This is a genomic window from Leptolyngbya sp. NK1-12, assembly GCF_032598965.1.
GTDB lineage: Bacteria > Cyanobacteriota > Cyanobacteriia > Elainellales > Elainellaceae > Elainella.
The window spans coordinates 6,254,095-6,274,868 of record NZ_CP053586.1 but is presented as its reverse complement, the minus strand read 5'-3'; the positions used below and the strand labels follow the sequence as shown (position 1 = coordinate 6,274,868).

General features: G+C 49.8%; 13 protein-coding genes. 5 read left to right on the top strand and 8 right to left on the bottom strand.

Annotation, left to right across the window (positions count from 1 at the left end; all coding sequences use genetic code 11):
• Window positions 1–60: 60 nt before the first annotated feature.
• Together HJG54_RS26935 and HJG54_RS26930 are read right to left on the bottom strand one after the other, a co-directional pair.
• A complete protein-coding gene (locus HJG54_RS26935) occupies window positions 61–1,350 on the bottom strand; it encodes a WD40 repeat domain-containing protein (protein ID WP_316432293.1) in 1,290 nt (429 codons plus the stop codon).
• Between the two features lie 141 nt (window positions 1,351–1,491).
• Window positions 1,492–2,886 carry a calcium-binding protein gene (locus HJG54_RS26930; protein WP_316432292.1) on the bottom strand — a complete coding sequence of 465 codons (1,395 nt, stop codon included), beginning with the start codon at window positions 2,884–2,886 and terminating at the stop codon, window positions 1,492–1,494.
• A gap of 848 nt (window positions 2,887–3,734) precedes the next feature.
• On the opposite strand from HJG54_RS26930, the gene HJG54_RS26925 reads away from it, so the two are divergent.
• Window positions 3,735–5,588, top strand: a complete 1,854-nt coding sequence (locus HJG54_RS26925) for a hypothetical protein (protein ID WP_316432291.1) — start codon at window positions 3,735–3,737, stop codon at window positions 5,586–5,588.
• Between the two features lie 6 nt (window positions 5,589–5,594).
• Entirely contained in the window at window positions 5,595–7,091 is a 1,497-nt protein-coding gene (locus tag HJG54_RS26920; protein ID WP_316432290.1) for an FHA domain-containing protein, read from the top strand.
• 16 nt (window positions 7,092–7,107) lie between these two features.
• Here the strand turns inward: HJG54_RS26920 and trpB are convergent, their stop codons facing one another.
• Window positions 7,108–8,355 carry a tryptophan synthase subunit beta gene (gene trpB, locus HJG54_RS26915; protein ID WP_051924926.1) on the bottom strand — a complete coding sequence of 416 codons (1,248 nt, stop codon included), beginning with the start codon at window positions 8,353–8,355 and terminating at the stop codon, window positions 7,108–7,110.
• Window positions 8,356–8,464: 109 nt separating this feature from the next.
• Here trpB and HJG54_RS26910 point away from each other — a divergent pair, with 109 nt between their 5' ends.
• From HJG54_RS26910 to HJG54_RS26900, 3 genes are all read left to right on the top strand, one after another.
• On the top strand, window positions 8,465–8,818 hold the full coding sequence (locus HJG54_RS26910; protein ID WP_316432289.1) for a translation initiation factor: 354 nt from the start codon (window positions 8,465–8,467) through the stop codon (window positions 8,816–8,818).
• A gap of 137 nt (window positions 8,819–8,955) precedes the next feature.
• Window positions 8,956–11,979 (top strand): L-glutamate gamma-semialdehyde dehydrogenase, encoded by a 3,024-nt coding sequence (pruA, locus tag HJG54_RS26905; RefSeq protein ID WP_316432288.1) that lies wholly within the window; start codon window positions 8,956–8,958, stop codon window positions 11,977–11,979.
• A gap of 472 nt (window positions 11,980–12,451) precedes the next feature.
• Window positions 12,452–15,106 (top strand): GAF domain-containing protein, encoded by a 2,655-nt coding sequence (locus HJG54_RS26900; protein WP_316432287.1) that lies wholly within the window; start codon window positions 12,452–12,454, stop codon window positions 15,104–15,106.
• On the opposite strand, the gene HJG54_RS26895 is transcribed toward HJG54_RS26900, so the two are convergent.
• From HJG54_RS26895 to HJG54_RS26875, 5 genes are all read right to left on the bottom strand, one after another.
• Window positions 15,103–15,630, bottom strand: coding sequence for a hypothetical protein (locus HJG54_RS26895; protein ID WP_316432286.1), 528 nt, complete (start codon window positions 15,628–15,630; stop codon window positions 15,103–15,105). The two genes, HJG54_RS26900 and HJG54_RS26895, sit on opposite strands and share 4 nt — an antisense overlap.
• 250 nt (window positions 15,631–15,880) lie before the next feature.
• Window positions 15,881–17,872, bottom strand: coding sequence for a PAS domain S-box protein (locus HJG54_RS26890; RefSeq protein WP_316432285.1), 1,992 nt, complete (start codon window positions 17,870–17,872; stop codon window positions 15,881–15,883).
• A 138-nt stretch (window positions 17,873–18,010) separates the two neighbouring features.
• Window positions 18,011–18,712: a hypothetical protein gene (locus HJG54_RS26885; RefSeq protein ID WP_316432284.1), complete on the bottom strand. Its 702-nt coding sequence runs from the start codon at window positions 18,710–18,712 to the stop codon at window positions 18,011–18,013.
• 58 nt (window positions 18,713–18,770) lie between these two features.
• Entirely contained in the window at window positions 18,771–19,604 is an 834-nt protein-coding gene (locus HJG54_RS26880) for a hypothetical protein (RefSeq protein ID WP_316432282.1), read from the bottom strand.
• Window positions 19,605–19,785: 181 nt separating this feature from the next.
• Window positions 19,786–20,601 (bottom strand): alpha/beta hydrolase, encoded by an 816-nt coding sequence (locus tag HJG54_RS26875; protein ID WP_316432281.1) that lies wholly within the window; start codon window positions 20,599–20,601, stop codon window positions 19,786–19,788.
• Window positions 20,602–20,774: the final 173 nt, after the last annotated feature.

Below are 20,774 nucleotides of genomic sequence, written 5' to 3'. Positions count from 1 at the left end.
CATTGTTGCCGATTATGGTGTCGATTATGGTGTCAATTACGGTCAAAAAGCTAAGGACCATCAATTGCGGCTATGCGTTGCCATTGCCGTTGCCAAGTTGTTTTTAGGTGATTTTTGCCAAATGGCGACCGTACCATCGCGACTGCCGCTAACTAAGCTGTTCCCATCAGGGCTAAAGGTGACAGCCAGCACCCAGTCTAAATGTCCTGAAAGCGTGGCGGCTAGGGCTTGCTTGTCTAAATCCCAAAGCTTGACCGTATTATCGGTGCCGCCGCTGGCAAGGGTTTTGCCATCGGGACTAAAGGCAACCGAAACCACATGGTTAATATCGCCGTTAAAGGAGTTGAGTTCTTGACCGGTTTGCAAGTCCCAAAGTTTAACAGCGCCATCCCAGCCCGCACTGGCAATTCGGGTGCCATCGGGACTGAAAACGAGAGTCCTGACCGTATCGGTGTGGCCGGTAAAGGTTTGCAATTCTCGGCCAGTTTGCCAATCCCATAGCTTAATGGTTTTGTCTTTACTGCCACTCGCTAAGATTTTTCCATCCGGGCTAAATTCTACCGGAAACAACCGATCGCGGTGGCCCGAAAGAGTTCGCATCAACCGACCTGTTTCTAAATCCCACAAGCGAATCGTGCTATCGCCGCCGCCGCTGGCTAGGGTTTGGCTATCGGGCGTAAAGGCAACCGACCATAATACACCCACATGTCCAACTAAGGTACGAATTAGCGTTCCTGTTTCCAGATCCCAAAGCTTGATGGTTTTATCAGCACTGCCGGTTGCTAGGGTTTGACCATCGGGACTGATGGCAATGGCGTGAATTACATCTTTATGACCTTTCAGCACGTACAGGGTTTCTTTAGTCTGCGTGTCTCGCACTTCGACGGTATTACCGCTGACCGAGGCCAAGAGCGTCCCATCAGGAGACATATCTACCCACCAAGCGGCTCCGAACCGTCCCGATAAAACCTGGACTTTGGTTTGCTGCCAGTCCGGCGCTGCACAGCCCGCAGGGGAGACCTCAGCGATTACGGCTTGTTTTGTTACGGTTTTAGTGGAGCTAGGTGTAGTGGGGAGGCTGATACTGCAAGCTGGGGAGCCGGTTGGGGCAGTTGGAGCCGCGGTCTGGGTTGGATCGGTCTGTTGGGGCTGTAGGTTGGCTGCCTCCCGCTGTAGCAAAGTGGAATACGAGGAACCAAACAGACTGCCTAAAATGAACCCACCGGTGAGTAGAGCCAGTGTTATGGCGGCATGACGGAAAAAAGCAAGCTGTCTAAAGGCAATAATTGTTGTTTCGCTTTGAGCTCGATGCTTAGAACGCGATTTGGGATCCGGGGGCTGTTGCTTCATCGCTAAAACCTCTCAGTAACTGGTTCTCCCCCTACATGCAAGTTGAATATTGATTAGGGGAATTGTCAAGCTGTGTGCGTGCGGTAGGTCAAAGCAGGTCTTGTCAATGAGATTCATCGAAGACCTGCTTCAGCAATCTGATTAAGCCACAGCGAAGTCTGCTGCCGAGAACGTATCTTGGAACTTCACACTGTTTAGGTTGGCGTAATTGGCCTGCACGCTGAACGGTCCGCCTTTACCTAAGTCGGAAGAGTATACAGCTCGGCTAATATTGAGGGTACTGTTGTAGTAAACAAACACACCCTTGCCAGCAGTGATGTTGTCATTGGCAGCAATAGCAGCAGCGGCTAGTCCTGCATTGGCGAAGGTCTCACCCGTGAGCACAATCAGGTTAGCGTCTCCTAACAGCTCGCTGGCTTTACCCTGGGTAAACTTGAGATCGCCGTAGAACTGCTTGCTGAACACAACTTGGTCTACGCCCTGTTCATAGTCCGTAATCACGTCAGGCTGGTTCAGGTTCTGGGCCGGATTGCCATTGGCGAACGGATCGGTGAAGAACTGGAACTTATCGGCACCACCGCCGCCCGTGAGGGAATCACCCAAGGTGACAGGCTGATTAGTGTTGGGGTTGATCGATGTAAATGTACCAGTTCCTCCCGTCAGAACATCGTCTCCGTCGCCGCCAATTGCTTCGATGCGGGTGCTGCTAGCTCTAGCATCAATGCTATCGTTACCTTCGCCACCATCAAACTGGATCAACTCGACGCCTGTCCCCGACAGGTCATTAATCACAAAGGTATCGTTGCCGCCATCCCCACTGACATCGAAGACCTCTGCCGTATCAACTAGTAAATTAAATTTACCAACTGGCTGATTATCTAAACCAACTCGTTCAAAGAAGGCTCGTCCGTCGGGTGCTTTGCCTAACACAAAATTATCTCCAGCGGTTACTGCTCCATCGACTTCGATAATATCTCGGCCTTCGTTACCGCTCATAACATCGTTGCCGTCACCGTCATCCCAGTCAAGCGTATCATCACCCGCTCCACCAATCATGCGATCATCGCCTGTATTACCTGAGACAAAGTCATTGCCAGAGCCACCATCTAATGTATCATTGCCGGAGCCACCGCTAATATTATCATCACCTGCGTCTCCAAACACCTGATCTTTACCGGAGCCGCCATCAGCCGTATCATTGCCTTCACCACCGGAAATTAGATCGTTGCCAGAGTTGCCGTTGAGCGTATCATCGCCTGCGTCTCCGTAAATTTTGTCTTTACCAGCACCGCCTGAGATATCGTCGTCGCCTGCGCCACCATAAAGCTGATCGTCGCCTGCGCCGCCTTCGATCGTGTCATCGCCTTTTCCAGCATCGATGCCGTCGGCTCCTTTGCCACCATCGCAGACATCGTTTCCACCCTTACCGATGAAAACATCGCTACCCGAAGTTCCGTCCCATTCAGTGGCGCGGTTGCTATCAATTACTTTCTCAATTTCGGGATTGTTAAACAGCGTTCTGAATCTCTTAACCATTATGAAATCTCCTGTTTGGTTGATTGTTTAGTTGACTGTTTAGTTGACTTTGCTTAGTTTGTTGACTTTATGTCGGTTGGACTACTGCTACATCAATCAGACATAGCAATTTCTGTGTCGTTGAACGCTCCTGAACGATAGCGATGGAGTTAAGCTACAAAGCGTTTGTAGCTACTATCGAACCCGATCAAAACTTGCACAATTGAAACTTTCAGAGCGAACGCAGTTTATTCGTAAATTTCTGCTCAATCATCATTGGTTGAATCCATTGACTGAATCTGGTTCCGTAGGTAAGCAATGCACCGAGTGGTTTCAGTAGACTGGAAAATCAGAAGCAAAATCGTTTTCCTGTCCGCCACGCTTACTAGACTACGCGGAACCAAAGCTTTTGCCAGCCTGAAAAAGTCTGAAAAAGTCAGGTGTTACGTTTTAACTGACCTGAAAATAGGGTGTGATTGCCTGAAGTACTTGTGGATGTAGGGGTGTAGGGGTGTAGGGATGAGGGGGTGAGGGGGTGAGGGGGTAACTCCTCAGCGGTTTGTTGGGCTTTCATCTGATATTGGCAAAGCAGAAAAATAGCATTCTAGGTTAATCCTGGCCACGTTCATTGTTTTATTGAGCTTGAGTTGAGCAATCTGTCTGGCTCTTCAAAGTTTTTAAAACAGAACGTCAGACCTTTTCTGATTTTTTCAGGCTGGCAACTTGAGGAATTCCCTGTACCTTACATACCAGAGCGCTTCAAACTAAACATCGCTCTACAATTACTCCTCTACTTAACTGCCCTGCAAAAGCACGCGACCACCCATCCACTCATCCACTCATCCACTCATTTCGGAGACTTCAGCCCCATGTTTGCCCGTATCCCCGAAAAATTCATTCACTTGACGCGATGGAGCCTGACCCTAGGTTGGCTGCTGCTGATTGCGTCACTATTCGTTGATCCATTCTCAGCTCAGCTTACAGCGCCAGGTCAAGTGTTTGCCGCGTCCCAAGATTGCTTTCAATTTCAGGGTGAATGCCGTCCACTCGATCCCTATCCAATGGGAGCACGCATTTTTTGGGGCATGGTACTGCCACTGGCGGTACTGATGCTGCTAATTTTTGGTCATGAAGCATGGCGACGCATTTGTCCCCTCTCGTTTATGGCCCAACTGGCGCGTGGTTTGGGTTGGCAGCGCAAACGAACAATCAGCGAAACCTCTTGGCTGGGACGAAACGCGCTTTATTTGCAGATGGGATTGCTATTTATCGGCTTAAATTTGCGCCTGCTGCTGGTCAATTCAGATCGCTGGCTGCTCGGCATCTTCCTAATATTCACGATTGTTTCTGCCATTACGATTGGCTTTCTCTACGATGGCAAAACCTGGTGCAATTACTTTTGCCCCATGGCTCCGGTGCAGATGATCTATAGCGAACCAAGTGGCCTGTTGGGAAGCGCTGCCCATACCGCACCACCCAAAACCATTACTCAATCGATGTGCCGCACGGTAGATCAGAACGGCCAGGAGAAAAGCGCCTGCGTCGCCTGCAAGACCGGCTGTATTGATATCGATGCTGAAGCCGCCTACTGGGATACAATCCGCCAAGCCGATCGCAAATTGCTCTACTACGGCTATGTGGGGTTAGTGATTGGCTTCTACCTTTACTTTGGCTTGTACTCCGGCAATTGGCGGCTCCTATCGGCAGGCGTGTGGAACGAAACAGATCAGCTTGCCACCCTGATGCAGCCGGGATTTTTTATTGCCGGTCGTGCAATTCCGATTCCCAAACTATTGGCCGTACCGCTGACCCTCACCCTCTCCACCGGCATGACCTACATGATTGGGCTATGGGTAGAACTGAAAGCAAGACGTACCAATAAACGATTGGGCTATCCTCTCAGTTTGGATCAGGTCCAAAGCCGGCTATTTGCCATTTCCACATTCATGGCATTCAATCTTTTGTTCTTTTTGGGAGTTCGGCCAACGCTGGGTTATCTTCCTCTGTTTTGTCAGCAGCTCTTAAGTTGGATTGCGATTGTAGTAAGCAGTCTGTGGCTGGCAAAAACCTGGTACCGCAGTGCCCAAAAATATAACCGGGAACGGGACGCCAATTTGCTGAAACGGCAATTGCACAAATTAAACATCGACCTGTATCAGGCCCTCGAAGGACGTTCACTAGACGATTTGAACCCCGATGAGCTGTACGCTTTGGCAAAAGTGCTGCCCGGCTTCACTCAAGCCAATCGCTTACAGGTGTATCGCGGCATTTTGCGAGAAGCCTTTGAACAGAAAAGCGTCATACCCGCTAAAAGCCTGAAAGCGTTTCAACCAATGCGGCAAAATCTGGGCATTGATGAGGAAAGTCACTGGGCTGTACTCCAGACACTCCAGCTAGAAGAACCCCATCTATTTACTCAGCAGCGGTGGCAAACTCAAGCGATGGAAGCCACTCTCTATCGTTCTGCTGATGCTCAGAATCTTTCTAACTATTCCCCTACTGATGCAAATAGAACAGAGATTGGAACGAAAGCTAAAACAGCAGAAGCACAAAACTTAGAAGCTACTGTATATCGATCTGCCGACGTGAAGATTTCTCGGCAACCCGCTGCTGAACCCAAGAATCCTGCTAATCGCCAACCAAATCCCAACAGCGAAAATACAACGGTAGTCAAACCATTTGAAGATAGCAGCAACGAAGCAACAACTGGAGAGGAGCAATAAGTCAATATGTTAAAGCTAAAGTTATTTAATCATCAAACGGGCGAGTTTCAAGAAACCGTACTTGATCCAAACAGGCAGCAGAGCGAGGTTTTGATTGGACGAGCGGCAAGCTGTGACCTAGTTCTCGATGGTGCAGATGTTAGCCGTGTGCATGGTCAAATCAAGTTTCAGCAGGGAGACTATTGCTACAGCGATTTGGGCAGCGCAAACGGATCGCGGATCAACAATCAGGCAGTGCAGGTACATCAAAGCTATCCCCTCAAAGTAGACGATTTGATTCGCATTGGTGACTTTGTGCTGATGGTAGAAGCAATCGAAATCACAGCAGCTTCAGGCGAAGCTTCGATTTGGCGAAAACTGAGCGGCGAGCGGCCAATCTGGGCTAAGGGCGATTTGACGGTTCGCTGCATCCGCGTAACAGACGAAACCGCTGATGTGAAAACCTTTACTTTTGTTGCCGATCCACCAGTATTATTCCACTATCAACCCGGCCAGTTCGTTACTTTAGATCTAGAAATCAACGGTGAATCCGTACTGCGTTCCTATTCGATTTCATCTAGCCCTTCTCGTCCTCATACCTTAGAAATTACCATCAAGCGAGTTGCCAGTTCACCAGATGCGCCCGATGCACCGCCTGGTCTAGTTTCTAACTGGCTGCACGACCAGCTCAAAGTGGGTAGCCGCATCAAGCTTAGCGGACCGCTAGGCAAGTTCACCTGCTATCCTAACCCAGCTAAAAAACTACTCCTAATCTCTGCCGGCAGCGGCATCACACCAATGATGTCTATGTCTCGCTGGATTGCCGACACCGGAGCTGACACAGATGTCATCTTTTTCCACTGTGCTCGCACACCCCGCGACATTATTTTCCGCCAAGAGCTGGAACTGATGGCCGCTCGCCTGCCCAACTTTCGTCCGGTCATTTCTATCACCCGCTCCGAACCTGGTCAACCCTGGTTTGGCTTCAGCGGCAGACTCACCGACACCATGCTGCACAGCATCGCCCCCGACTTTCAAGACCGTACCGTTTACGTCTGCGGCCCCAATGGCTTTATGCAGAATGTCAAAACCCTGCTCGAAAGCCTCCACTTTCCCATGTCCCGATACCACGAAGAAAGCTTCGGCTCCCCCAAAAAAGCCAAACCCGCCTCGCCGCCCCCATCTTCCTCGTTCGGCGAGGCTCACGAGCCGCCCCCTTCTCTATCTTCCTCACCTCCCTCACCTCCCTCACCTTCCACAAAGCCAGCCGTCTTCTTCGCTCAGTCCAACCAGGAAGTGACAGACGAAAGTGCCGAATCGATTTTGGATCTAGCTGAACAGGCAGGGATCAAAATTCGCAGTAACTGTCGCCAGGGAGTTTGCGGAGCCTGCAAAAAGCGCAAGCTGGAAGGAGTGGTAAAGTACGAGTCGGAGCCAGACGGCTTAGATCGAGAAGAAGAAGAGGCCGGATACATTCTCACCTGCGTAGCTGCGCCTGTGGGACGAGTAGTAGTTGAGGCCTGACTCCTGTCTTCCCCGCTCAACCCTCCAACTCCAACACCTTAATCACCGACTGCACATCCTTATCGCCTCGGCCAGAGCAGTTGATCACAATTTTGGGACTGCCGCTCAGTTGAGGACAAAGGATGTCGAGATAGGCGATAGCATGGGCTGTCTCTAAGGCAGGAATGATACCTTCTAGGCGCGAGAGCAACTGCAACCCGACAAGTGCCTGCTGATCGGTGATGCTGTAGTATTCGGCCCGACCAGTCTCTTTCAGGTAGCTGTGTTCGGGACCAACACCGGGATAATCTAGGCCGGCGCTAATCGAGTAGGGTTCGATCACCTGGCCGTCTTCGTCTTGCAGCAGGTAGCTCATGGCACCGTGCAACACGCCCACCCGACCGCGCGTCAGGGTAGCGGCATGTTTTGCTGAATCGATCCCTTCACCGCCGGCCTCAATCCCAATCAACCGGACGCTGGGTTCCTCGACAAACTCGTGAAACAAACCCATTGCGTTAGAACCGCCGCCTACACAGGCCAGCAGAATATCCGGCAAACCACCCCACTTCTCCAAACACTGCGCCCGCGTTTCCTGGCCAATTACAGCCTGAAAGTCGCGCACAATCATCGGATAGGGATGGGGACCCGCCACCGATCCAAGAATGTAGTGCGTGGTTTCCACATTGGTAACCCAATCACGGATCGCTTCTGAGGTGGCATCTTTGAGTGTGCCTGTGCCCGCTTCCACCGGACGCACTTCGGCTCCCATCAGCCGCATCCGAAACACATTCAACGCCTGCCGCTCCATGTCGTGCACCCCCATGTAGATGATGCACTGCAAGCCAAACCGAGCGCAGACGGTTGCCGTGGCTACTCCATGCTGGCCCGCTCCCGTTTCGGCAATAATCCGCTGTTTGCCCATCCGTTTTGCCAGCAGCACTTGACCAAGGGCGTTGTTAATCTTGTGGGCACCCGTATGGTTCAGATCTTCCCGCTTCAGGTAGATTTGGGCACCCGTACCGTCAGGTTTGGCGTAGTGTTGAGTCAGCCGTTCGGCAAAATACAGCGGCGTGGCGCGGCCCACATAATCGCGCAGCAGTCCGTTTAGCTCTTGCTGAAATGTAGCATCGTTGCGGTACTGGTAAAACGCCGCTTCCAGCTCTGTTAAGGCGGGCATTAGCGTTTCGGGTACATACTTGCCGCCAAATTGACCATACCGGCCCAGGGCATCGGGGCGTTGAGCAGTGTCGGTGCTGGATTGGCTGGGAGAAGAAATCGGTGTCACGGGCTGACCTAGAATTAAGAGAATAATTTCTTCATTATAAAGTTTTGGGTTTTGAGTTTTAAGGTTTGAGGTTTGAGTTCACAAGTGGAGCAGTAAAACTTTCCAGCCCATGTCTAACAAAAACAATCACCCCACCGACCGACCCCGCGTTGTCTATTCTGAATTCGGTTCGTCTGAAGCGCCCGAAGCGTTAGAGCGCGCTACGCCGGACTTGCCGCCCAATCAGCAGAATGTCAGGGTGCAGACAACTCGCGCCGGTCGCAAAGGCAAAACCGTCACCGTGATTACCGGCTTCCAAACCAAACCCGAAACCTTGAACACGTTACTAAAACAGCTCAAAACCCAGTGCGGCACCGGGGGCACCGTCAAGGACGATAGCATCGAGATCCAGGGCGATCACAAGCAAAAAATTCTGCAAATTCTGCTGCAAGCTGGCTATAAAGCCAAGATCAGTGGTGGCTAGGAGTTTTGTCAGGATTTACCCACCAACCTGGGGATGTCAACCCTGCCTCGAGCCTCGACAATAGAAGAAGCAGGATTGTAGTCACTCCCCTCCATTCTGCTGCATCCTGCCTACTCTAACTGAGAGGGTTATTTACTGTGGTTGTACAATCTCAACGAATTTCTGATACCCGTTACGAAGCCCAAACCCAGGCGATTGCCCGCCAACTGCTGAGTGCTACACGAGAAAATCGCAATTTCTTTAGCCAAATGCGCGACCAAATGCGGTGGGACGACAAGCTGCTGGGTTGGACGATGAGCAACCCTGGCCTGCGGGTACAAATGTTTCGCTTTATTGACTGTTTGCCAGCCCTGCGCAGCAAAGCTGAAATTGCTCGCCATATGCAGGAATATCTGAGTGATGAAACGGTCGAATTGCCCGGTGCCCTAAAGGGAATGCTCAACTTCGCCAATCCCGATTCGATGCCCGGTCAATTGGCCGCAACAACGGTTTCGGGAGCTGTCGAAACATTAGCGCACAAATATATTGCGGGCGACAACATTCAACAGGTAATCAAAACCATTGAACAGTTGCGCAAACAAAAAATGACCTATACGGTGGATCTACTTGGTGAAGCCGTAGTGACTGAAGCAGAAGCCAAGCTGTATCTGGAGCGGTATCTGGATTTGATGCAGCAGCTCACAGAAGCATCGCAACGCTGGTCTACGGTCGATTTGATCGATCAGGCCGATGGTGAACCGTTGCCCAAGGTACAGGTTTCGGTGAAGCTGACCGCCTTCTACTCCCAGTTCGATCCCCTTGACGCCAAAGGCAGCGAAGAACGAGTCAGCGAACGAATTCGCCGCTTGCTGCGCCGCGCTCAGGAATTGGGAGCCGCTGTTCACTTCGATATGGAGCAATATTCCTACAAAGATCTGACACTGACGATTTTGAAGAAGCTACTTCTAGAAGAAGAGTTCCGCCATCGCACCGACCTGGGCGTAACACTACAGGCCTATCTACGCGATTCCTACAATGATTTAAAAGACCTGATCGAATGGGCCAAACAGCGCGGCACTCCGCTGACGGTGCGTCTGGTCAAAGGCGCTTATTGGGATCAGGAAACGATCAAAGCCAATCAGCATCACTGGGATGTGCCGGTTTTCGCCCACAAAGTCTCCACCGATGCCAACTTCGAGCGGATGACGCGCCTGCTGCTGGAGAACCACGAGTATCTCTATGCCGCAATTGGCAGCCATAATGTCCGCTCCCAAGCCCACGCTATCGCCATTGCCCGCGACCTGAACATTCCGCGCCGCCGCATCGAGCTGCAAGTCCTCTATGGCATGGCTGACAAGCTTGCTAAAGCCCTAGTCGATCAAGGCTTCCGGGTGCGCGTCTACTGTCCCTACGGCGAACTGATTCCCGGCATGGCCTACCTGATTCGCCGCCTGCTCGAAAACACCGCTAACACCTCCTTCCTGCGGCAAAACCTAGAAGAACGCCCAATCGAAGAACTCCTCGCCCCTCCCGAAAGCACCGAACTAACCGACCCTAAACCGCCTAATCCGACCCGACCCTCAACTCAAAACTCAAAACTTAAAACTCAAAACTTCACAAACGCTTCCGACACCGATTTTGCGATTGCCGAAAAGCGTGACCGGGGACTAGCGGCAATCCAGACTGTGCGGCAGCAGTTGGGCAAAACTTACCTACCTTTAGTGAATGGTGAGTACATTAATACCCTAGACCACGTTGATTCACTCAATCCCTCCAATCCAACCGAAGTAATTGGTCAGGTGGGGCTGTTGAGCATCGAACAGGCCGAGCAAGCGATTCAGGCTGCCAAAGCTGCATTCCCGGCCTGGAAGAAAACGCCGGTCAAGGAACGGGCCAACATTCTGCGTCGCGCTGCTGATTTGATGGAAGAGCGTCGGGCTGAACTGTGCGCCTGGATGGTGCTAGAAACCGGCAAACCGTTGGGTCAAGCCGATCCAGAAGTCTCCGAGGCCATCGACTTTTGCCGCTACTACGCGGACGAAATGGAGCGCCTGGAACAGGGCGTGAATTACGATGTGGTGGGTGAAACCAACCGCTACCATTACCAGCCTCGCGGCATATCGCTGATTATTTCTCCTTGGAATTTCCCGCTGGCGATTCCTACAGGTATGACGGTGGCATCGCTAGTGACGGGCAACTGCACCCTGCTCAAACCGGCTGAGGTGTCGTCGGTGATCGCGGCTAAACTGGCAGAAATTTTAGTCGCAGCAGGCATTCCCAAGGGCGTATTTCAGTATGTTCCCGGTAAAGGTTCAACGGTGGGTTCCCACATGGTGCGCCATCCCGAAGTTCATATGATCACGTTTACCGGATCCCAGGAAGTGGGCTGTCGGATTTACCGAGAAGCGGCAGAACTGCAACCCGGCCAAAAACATTTGAAGCGGGTGATTGCAGAAATGGGCGGCAAGAATGCCATCATCGTGGATGAAAGTGCCGACCTCGATCAAGCAGTGCAGGGCGTGGTCTATTCGGCCTTTGGCTATAGCGGTCAGAAATGTTCGGCCTGTTCTCGAGTGATTGTGCTGGAACCAATCTACGAAACCTTTGTGAATCGCTTGATTGAAGCTACCCGCTCCCTCAATATTGGTGCTGCTGAACAACCAAGTACGCAGGTCGGTCCGGTAATCGACGCTAATGCGCAGCAGCGAATTCGCGAGTACATCGAGATTGGTAAAACCGAATCTACCGTTGCCCTAGAACTACCGGCTCCCGAATCGGGCTACTTTGTCGGTCCGGTCATTTTTACCGATGTGGCCGCCACCGCCAGAATTGCCCAAGAGGAAATCTTTGGCCCAGTACTTGCGGTGATTAAAGCCAGCAACTTTGACCAAGCGCTAGAGTTCGCCAACAGCACCAACTTCGCCCTCACCGGCGGCCTCTATTCCCGCACTCCCTCCCACATCGACCGTGCCCAAGCCGACTTTGAGGTGGGCAACCTCTATGTCAACCGGCATATCACGGGAGCAATTGTGGCTCGCCACCCATTTGGAGGCTTCAAGCTCTCTGGCGTCGGTTCTAAGGCCGGAGGTCCCGATTACCTGCTGCAATTCCTGGAGCCACGACATATCAGTGAAAACGTGCAGCGTCAGGGCTTTGCCCCGATTGAAGGCGCAGAACAGTAGGAAGATCAGGAGTCAGGAGTCAGAAGCGGCATTTTAGCCAAAGTAGAGAATCTGTAGAGTCAGGGTTTTGTGAATCGTTCGTTGATTGCAAGCGACTATCTCATCCTTAATTTATTCTGACTCCTGACTCCTGACTCCTGACTAAAATCTACCGCTCCATCTTCCATCCATGTAATTATTGCCAAGACCTTAACTTTTCTCAACCGAACCGAAAAATAAGCTTAGAGTTTGCTTCCAAACCTAAACAAAGTCTTGTCAACTTTAAGACAGCTACTGATAAACGCTTGCTTTCTTGGGGAACTCTCTAAAAAAGTTGTAAGTTGTATGAACTGAGCAATTCCTGGTGCATTAATTCTGACCAGAAGGCTGCCAAGGACTCTCTATCCCAAAGTCTTGCTGGAGAATCATGGGAAAGGGTTGAGGCGCACTTGGTTCAGACGACTTAAAGTTTCTTTTCGCCTGGAGTTGGCAAATGCAGCAAACGCTGGAGCAAGATAGGCTACTTCACCGGATTACATCTCAAATTCGTCAATCCCTCAATCTAGAAGAGATTTTAAACACAACTGCCACCGAAGTTCGCCTATTCTTGGATACGGATCGGGTCAAAATCTACCAGTTCTATTCCGATGGTCACGGACAAGTCATTGCTGAATCAATTCATCAAAACCGTTTGCCCTCGCTATTAGGCTTACATTTTCCAGCTGATGACATTCCACCGCAGGCTCGCGAGCTATTTCTCACTGCTCGACAGCGCTCGATCGTCAATTTGGAAACCCAGCAGATTGGCTTGAGCTGCGCTGAACAGCACGCTTCTGACATTCGCTATCGCCCGGTCGATCCATGCCACATTGAGTACTTGCGAGCAATGGGCGTCCAGTCTTCTGTGGTGGTGCCAATTCTGCAAGCCGAACAGCTCTGGGGTTTGCTAGTCTCTCACAATGTCAAACCGCGCTCGGTGACAGAGGCCGAACTGCAATTTCTTCAGTCGGTAGTGAATCAATTAGAAATTGCCATCACCCAGGCTACCTTGGTTAAGCAAATTCAGCAGCAAGTCGAGCACGAAGCTAAGGTCAATCGGATTTCGAGGTTACTGCATGCCGATCCTAGAATCCAGCTCCAACATGCGTTAGCAGAAACCACGACTGTCCTGCAGGGAACTGCCGGTCGTCTATATTTGCTTAAAGGTAACGATGCACCAGAGGTCTACACCATTGGTGAGCAACCGGCATTTCTAGATAGCAATCGACCGCTTGAGCAGCATTACTTGTGGCAGTCCTATCTCAAGGGCGACAGTGACCAAACCGCTTGGACTGTGAAGGATCTGTATCAAGAACCCGCTTTTCGCACCTTAACCTCTGTATTCCAAGCCACCTCCATTCGCGGTCTACTGGTTATCCCGCTGCATTATGGCCAGCAATGCCTGGGTTGTTTAACAGTCTTTCGACCGGCTATCGAAACAGAAACCCTCTGGGCCGGTCAGTTTGATCCTGATCGTCGCCAAACAATGCCGCGGGACTCCTTCCTGGCCTGGCGAGAACTCAAAGGTGGTCAAACCCAGCCCTGGACTGAAACAGATTTGAAATTAGCGCAAGCCCTGGGCGAACATTTCTCGATGGCGGTGCAGCAGTACTACCTCTACCACCAGGTGCAATCACTCAACGCCGGCCTAGAGCGACAGGTCCAGGAACGCACGGCCACGCTTCAACAGGCGATCGATCGCCAAAAAGCCTTAGCCAGCGTAGTTGCCAAGATTCGCGCCTCGCTTGATCTGACTTTTATTTTCCAGGCAACTGTGCGAGAGGTGCGTCAGCTCCTCAATGCGGACCGAGTGGCTATTTTTTGCTTTGAACCAAACTCGAACTGGGAAATCGGGGAATTTATTGCTGAAGATGTGCTGCCAGAGTTCATGCCGGTTCTCGGGTTTCGTGTGCAAGACTATTGTTTTAGCCAAAACCATGCGTTGCACTATCACCAGGGCCAACTGCAGGCAATTGCTGATCTAGAGGCCACCAATCTAGCAAGTTGCCACATGCAAGCACTGCACAAACTGCAAATCAAAGCTAGTTTGGTGATTCCCCTGCTGGAGAGCGATTATCTTTGGGGACTGCTATGCATCCATCACTGCGAACACCCGCACCAATGGACAGATTCAGAAATTGAGTTTGCTCAGCAAATCGCGGCCCAGTTGGGAGTAGCGCTCCAGCAGGCGAAGCTACTCACCCAAACTCAGCAGCAAGCCGAGCAACTTGCCCAAGCCTTGCATGATCTACAAAGCACCCAAAGCCAGCTTGTGCAAACGGAAAAAATGTCGAGCTTGGGGCAGCTTGTTGCTGGAATTGCCCACGAGATCAACAATCCAGTCAATTTTATCTATGGCAACCTGGATTACGCTCAAACCTATGCAGAGTCACTACTGCGTGTGATTGCCCTCTACCAGCTGCACTATCCAGAGCAGCATCCAGAAATTCAGGCAGCGTTAGAAGCAATTGATTTTGACTTTTTAACAACCGATTTCTCAAAAATTCTTACTTCAATGAAAATTGGTGCCGATCGAATTCGGCAGATTGTTCAATCGCTGCGCAATTTCTCGCGGCTTGATCAGGCAGAGCGCAAGCCAGTTGACCTGCACGAAGGAATTGACAGCACCTTGCTGATTCTGCAACACCGCTTAAAAGCCAACGGCAGATCGCCAGGTATTGATATCATCAAAGACTATTCTGAGTTACCGCTAATTGAATGCTATGCCGGACAGTTGAATCAAGTATTTATGAATATCTTGAGCAACGCAATTGATGCACTTGAAAGTCGTGACGAAAAGCGGACACCCGAAGCCATGCAGCACCAACCAAGCTGGATCAAGATCCGAACAGCTCTAATCCACAATGCCTCCGGTCAAAAATGCGTGATGATCAGCATTTCAGATAATGGAGCGGGAATTCCAGAGACGGTGCAGTCTCGCATCTTTGATCCATTTTTCACCACAAAGCCAGTAGGGCGCGGCACCGGGTTAGGGCTTGCAATCAGCTATCAGGTGATCACCGAAAAGCACGGAGGAACCCTACAATGCCATTCCCAACCCGGTCAAGGCACGGAGTTTCGGATTGAGCTGCCCATTAGCTACAGCTAGGAATGCTGCTTCTCTAAATGGGCCTGTACCAATCGGCTCAATTCAATAAAGTTTGGCTCTGCTTGCTTTGCCAGAATGTCTTCTGCCAAGTGGCTTACCTGACCGGCAAGGAAACTGGGCACACTTTTGAGTCGATGCGGATCAATCGTTAGTTCCCCTCGACTTTCAATCCGGGTACCGTTGCTTTCTTCCAGGAACCGATCGATTCCAGCCCAACGAATCGCTTCCCCGAAGGCATGGGGCTGAATTTTCCAGTCGGTCGTAAATTCAGCTTCCTTCCAGGTTGCAAAGTCAGTCCAGGTGAGCAAATCTTCGCTGACAAATGGCTTCAGCAGCCCAGGGATATCGCTCTTGCCCCGCCACTCAAACACTTGCTGCACAGTGCTACCCTGCTCCTGGCGAGATTTTAGCGCCACGCTTTTGACATTCGGCATCTGCGGCACCAGTTCAAGCAACTTGTCTCGGTAGGTAGCATACACGAGCGCACGGGGAAAGGGCAGGAAAACACTGGCATTGATCCGCATGGAATTTAAATTTGCTGTGAGTAAGGAAACCTAATCAGGATGGAGCAAGTATAGCAAGTTGCGGTTCCCGTCAGCTGAATTGAAAAAATAGTTTGAAATGTTTACCGTTGGTTGCCAACACTCTCTTCGTTATCAGCATGCTATGAGCGATTAAGTAGAACAACATAATTAAACATGAAACCCAAAGGGTGTTGTCGCCGCCCTTCGGGCGACAACACCCTGATCTTGGTTTTAATTAAGTTGAATTACCTTAATTGCTGGGCTGACTAAGCTGCATGAGTACATCGTAACGGTAGTCATGGTTCAGACGGCCCAACTCGGTAATCAGTGAGTAATGCTCTGCTGGAATCTGCTGAATCAGTTGCTCAATCACTTCATCATCGCATGAAGAAGCCGCTTGATAGAGGGCAACTATCCAGGCGGTTGGCATGGCTTTCACCATGACCTTTAAGTCAACGGCCTGCTGGTCAGCGGATTCAACCGGTTCAACGTCGGAGTCATGAAAGTCAGCCGTAAAATGGCTTGTTTCTGTGACGGCAAAAACCGGTAGATGAAAACTGAATGTAGTGCCTTGGCCTAATGCGCTACGAACGGATAGCTGACTGCCTATTAATCGGGCCAATCTCTGGCTAATTGCCAATCCCAAGCCTACTCCCTCTGAGATTTGTTTCCCAGCCTGTGTCTGAGTAAAGGCTTCAAAAATCCTTTCCTGGTCCTCCGAAGCAATGCCAATCCCCGTGTCTTCTACTTCAAACTTGAGGATTACTTCTTGATGATTCATCTGCTCAGCTGCTTGACAGTAAAATAAGCCTGGATCAGATTCTACTGACACCCGTAGCATTACCCCGCCTTTGTGGGTAAATTTAATTGCATTAGTGAGTATATTGATCAGAATCTGCCGCAGTTTTTGTTCATCAGTCATTATGATTCTAGGAACATTTGCGCCAACTTCTAATAGTAGTTTTAACCCTTTATTGACAACCTCTTGAGAGATCATGCCTCTGATTGTCTGAAGCATAAATAGCAAATCAATCTCAGTTTCATTTAAATTTACGTAACCAGCTTCTATTTTTGATAGATCCAAAATATCGTTAATTAAATTCAGAAGGTGATCACCGCTGCGTTCGATAATTTCTAACGTCTCTTGCTGTTCCTGACTGAGCAGCGGATTATGGCCCATTAATTGCGTAAAGCCAAGGATAGCATTGAGAGGAGTCCGCAGTTCATGGCTCATATTTGCCAAAAATCTGCTCTTGGCTTGATTTGCAATCTCTGCTTCTTCTTTTGCTCTCTGCAGGGCTAGTTCAATCTGTTTGCGTTGAGTAACGTCTCGAATAGACCAACGGATTCCACTCATTTTCCCAGCAGAATCGGCAATGGTGGTGACCGTAATTGCGACCGGAATAGGTTCAGTTGTAAGCGGCTTCAGTCTGAGTTCGCAAGCTTGCGTTGGGAATTGTTGCTGCAACTGATTCAGCAGAGTTCTAAACGCTTGCCGATCGGCTGGGTCGATGTAAACTGCGAAAGGCTTGCCAATCAGCCTTGTTCGCTGACGCCCCAGTAAATTAGCAATTGCCTGATTAGCTTCCTGAATCAAACCACATATATCAGTTACTAAATAGCCATCCGGGGCGAAATCAAATAGGTCTTGGTAACGTCGCCGCTCTTGTTCAGCTAGATGACGGAGGCGTTCTAGCTCCTCATTTTGAATTCTCAACTCTTCTTCTGCAACCGAAATTTCCTCAAGGGCATTTTGCAGCTCTCGATTAACTGCTTGCAGTTGATGATTTTGTTGTTCTAGTTGATCGTAGGTTTGCTGTAGCAGTGTTTCTGCTCGCTTGCGCTTGCTAACATCTGCAATTTGCACCCAATGTATGGCCTTATCTGCACTCTGGATTGGCCTAATTGCTAGATTTCCCCAAAATGGTTTTCCTGTTTTTGTTGCACACTCAACTTCCCCAGACCAAAAACCTTGTTTACGAAGAGTGAGAGAAATTATCTTGAGTTCTTCGCTGTTAAAGTATCGTTTCTGTAATCTTTTTTCTTCAATCCCGAGTAGCTCTTCTTTACTATTGGCTTCAAACAGCTCTACAGCTCGCTCGTTACAGTCAACCGTCAGTCCTGTTTCAGTATCAACCAGAAAAATCGCATCAGTAGATTCGTTGAATACAGCTTCAAATATCGCTTCTCTAAAACTCTGACTTTTTGCTATTGCTGGTACTGTTCGCTTGCGATAGGCCATACCATTCCTACTGCTCCATTTTGCTTGAATAAACCTCTGATGTTATATCAACATTACACCCAGAAAGAGCAATCAGGAGCACTTTGCGTCATTGAGTGGATGCGACAAGAAGAGAAGAGCGTGAATTATGCACATAGCCTAGTGTTCGTACCACTGGTCAATTTCATGGCGCAGGCTTAAACCGATTTGTAGCGCCTGATTCAGAAGCTGTCCATATTCGCTGGCTTGAGCGTCAATTTGTAGGGTTTGCAGAGTTGCCAGGTTGGTCTCAATCGTTACAAAGAGTTCCTGACGGCGGGCAATAAAGGACTGATGTTTACGCAGAATTTTTTCGGTCAGCAGGGCATTGATTAGAGTTTCACGGGTTGCCGCCAGTGCCTCTAGGACTTCCGTGCGATCGAGCAATTGCATTGTTGGCCGCACGGCTCTCAGCTCATCCATGATCCGCACTGCTTCAATAATTTGATTGTGTTTATCAACTTGATCGAGTAAGTGTGCCAGTGTTCTCAGTTTTTTCCCTTGCCACCACATGTAGACATTCCAACCGGCAAACAGCAAGCCCGAAAAACTGAGCATGACCAGCAAGAAAGTTATCGTATTGCTAGCATCACCCGATAACAGACCAAAACCACGGGCAATCACTAGACCAATCGGCAAACAGAACACCAGAATTAAACCAAATGTAAGCGCTTCTGTGATTAGAAACGGCAATAGCTGATGAAATGAGCGAAATATGGTGGGACGATACGCTCTGCCCATAAAGGCATCACTGATTTCCATACCAGTCAGTTTCTCCAACTGGTGGGGGGTAATTCTCAAATCCTCTAAACCAGACTGCATTTCATCCACTGTTCACCCGCTGATCCCAATTTGCCAACCATGTTTGCCATCTCTTTCACTAATTCCATCCCAGCAACGTAAACAAGGACCGAAATACTTGGGAATAAAAGTTACCTTCAATGTTGCGAAATAGTTGGAACGGCTCTCCTGGAGCACCAAAGAAGGGACGGAGGGTCCAGCCGAGTTGACTGCCAACTAAGGCATACAACACCAGCCAAAATTGCAGCAAACGTTTGCGAGTTACTTGATTACTAGCCTGATTATTGGACGATAGTGCAAGCTGTTTCTCTGCAACGGTTAACTCATCGATTGGAAGAAAGTCTTTCCGATATGGTTCTCCGTCCAGTTCGGGAGCCGCTTTCACGTTAGAAAATGCTGGTTGTTCAATTGGATCAATTCCTTCGACTCGGTCGATTTGATCAATCATTTGCATCGCTCGGTAGAGAAACTTTACGCCCATGAAGCCTGTGAACGCAAAAATTACTACGTTTAGCAATAGAAAGAAATTATAATCATGTACTGAGATTAGAAAGAACAATGTAATTGGCGCAAAGCTGAATAGTAAAACGCTAATAACCGAGATGCTGATTAGAACTAGAACTGCATACTGGCCAAACGTCAGCGCCGAGCCGAACAAAATATCAAAAAAATAAAGCGTGGGTAGACAAATCGTTAGCGTGATCAGGTAGAGCGCTGGTAGTTTGATTGCAGAAGCTAACATTTGCAGCCAACTGCTAGACGCACCAATAATTGCCCCATATATGGCTAGAAACACTGAGCTAGAAATTAGCAGAGAACCAATTTTTTTCTCGGTCTTGTAGTTGCGGCCAATTTCGTCAAAAAACTGTTTGCGATCGCGCAGGAGCGAAATCAAAATCGCAAAATGCTTCATTGTGATCTCCTTGGCAGGGGACGTTGAATCTAAAGTTCCCAAAACTCAAGCTAGCCGTATGGCTCTCTAGAAAAACCGTTCAGGAAACCCAGCTAGATTGAAACGCTAGACTGGAGATGCACCAAGTGAGCCAGCTACCGATTCCGTGATAACCTACTCAAAACTGAACGGAATTTCTGAGCTAACTTCGCCGCAAAAACGGCAGCATGATTTCGGCCATTTCAACCGCATAGCGCTGCGGTAATGCGTGATCGGCGTTGGGAATAACTACAAGCTTGGCATCGGCAATTTCGGATGTGTAGGTTTGGGAATGCCACAGCGGAATTGTCTCATCCTGCTCGCCTGTAATCACTAAGGTGGGCAATTTGAGCTGATAAATTTCTTTTTCAACGGTATCAATTGCATCTTCCGGGCGTAGGCGATCAAGCAAAAACGAGCGAGGAGCCGGTTGGTTATTGAGTTCGCGCCGAATCCAACGAATCTGATTCAGCGAGTCCTGCTGTTTGGTCAGGGCGGCTAGAGGACGCAGCAATTCCAATACCCAATCGATCAGTGGCGTTTGCCACAGCAACGGACGCAAATGATCATATCGCCCACAAAAACTATCGTCGCGAATACCTGCCGGAGCCGCAAGAATCAGCGCTTTTACATCCTCCGGATAAGCCAGTGCATAGGCCGCTGCCACCCAACCGCCAAGGGAATGCCCAACCAAAACAAATGATGAGATGGCCAGTTCCTTCACAAACGCCCGCACAAACTCAACCAGTTTCGCAATGTCGTAGCGAATCATTGGCTTCGAGGAGTCACCAAATCCTAGCTGATCTAAACAAATGCAGCGGTAGTGAGGCTGGAGGTGAGACACCAACGCTTGCCAGCACTCGCTTCGTCCCATAAAGCCGTGGAGAAACACAATTGGCTGGCCGGTTCCAGCCTCCCAGTAAGCAGCATGATAGCCAGTTTGATTGAGTTTGAACGTGATTTGTTGCTTTTGTAGCATGAGCAGATTCCATCGTCAGTTCTATACATAGCATTTCTGGCACCATTACCTTGGCACCATTACCTCTGGCACCATTACTTCTATCAAATCCGACCAAACGCCCTAAATTTAAATGCCGCGTTGTACGGGCGTTTCGCCGAAACGCCTCTACGCGAACTCTGGCTGATCAACCG

Coding starts and splice junctions, on each gene's coding strand:
- HJG54_RS26890 (WP_316432285.1), bottom strand. CDS start 17,872: ATGGCCTATCGCAAGCGAACAGTACCAGCAATAGCAAAAAGTCAGAGT.
- HJG54_RS26910 (WP_316432289.1), top strand. CDS start 8,465: ATGTCTAACAAAAACAATCACCCCACCGACCGACCCCGCGTTGTCTAT.
- HJG54_RS26920 (WP_316432290.1), top strand. CDS start 5,595: ATGTTAAAGCTAAAGTTATTTAATCATCAAACGGGCGAGTTTCAAGAA.
- HJG54_RS26875 (WP_316432281.1), bottom strand. CDS start 20,601: ATGCTACAAAAGCAACAAATCACGTTCAAACTCAATCAAACTGGCTAT.
- HJG54_RS26880 (WP_316432282.1), bottom strand. CDS start 19,604: ATGAAGCATTTTGCGATTTTGATTTCGCTCCTGCGCGATCGCAAACAG.
- HJG54_RS26895 (WP_316432286.1), bottom strand. CDS start 15,630: ATGCGGATCAATGCCAGTGTTTTCCTGCCCTTTCCCCGTGCGCTCGTG.
- HJG54_RS26925 (WP_316432291.1), top strand. CDS start 3,735: ATGTTTGCCCGTATCCCCGAAAAATTCATTCACTTGACGCGATGGAGC.
- HJG54_RS26930 (WP_316432292.1), bottom strand. CDS start 2,886: ATGGTTAAGAGATTCAGAACGCTGTTTAACAATCCCGAAATTGAGAAA.
- HJG54_RS26935 (WP_316432293.1), bottom strand. CDS start 1,350: ATGAAGCAACAGCCCCCGGATCCCAAATCGCGTTCTAAGCATCGAGCT.
- HJG54_RS26900 (WP_316432287.1), top strand. CDS start 12,452: ATGCAGCAAACGCTGGAGCAAGATAGGCTACTTCACCGGATTACATCT.
- HJG54_RS26885 (WP_316432284.1), bottom strand. CDS start 18,712: ATGCAGTCTGGTTTAGAGGATTTGAGAATTACCCCCCACCAGTTGGAG.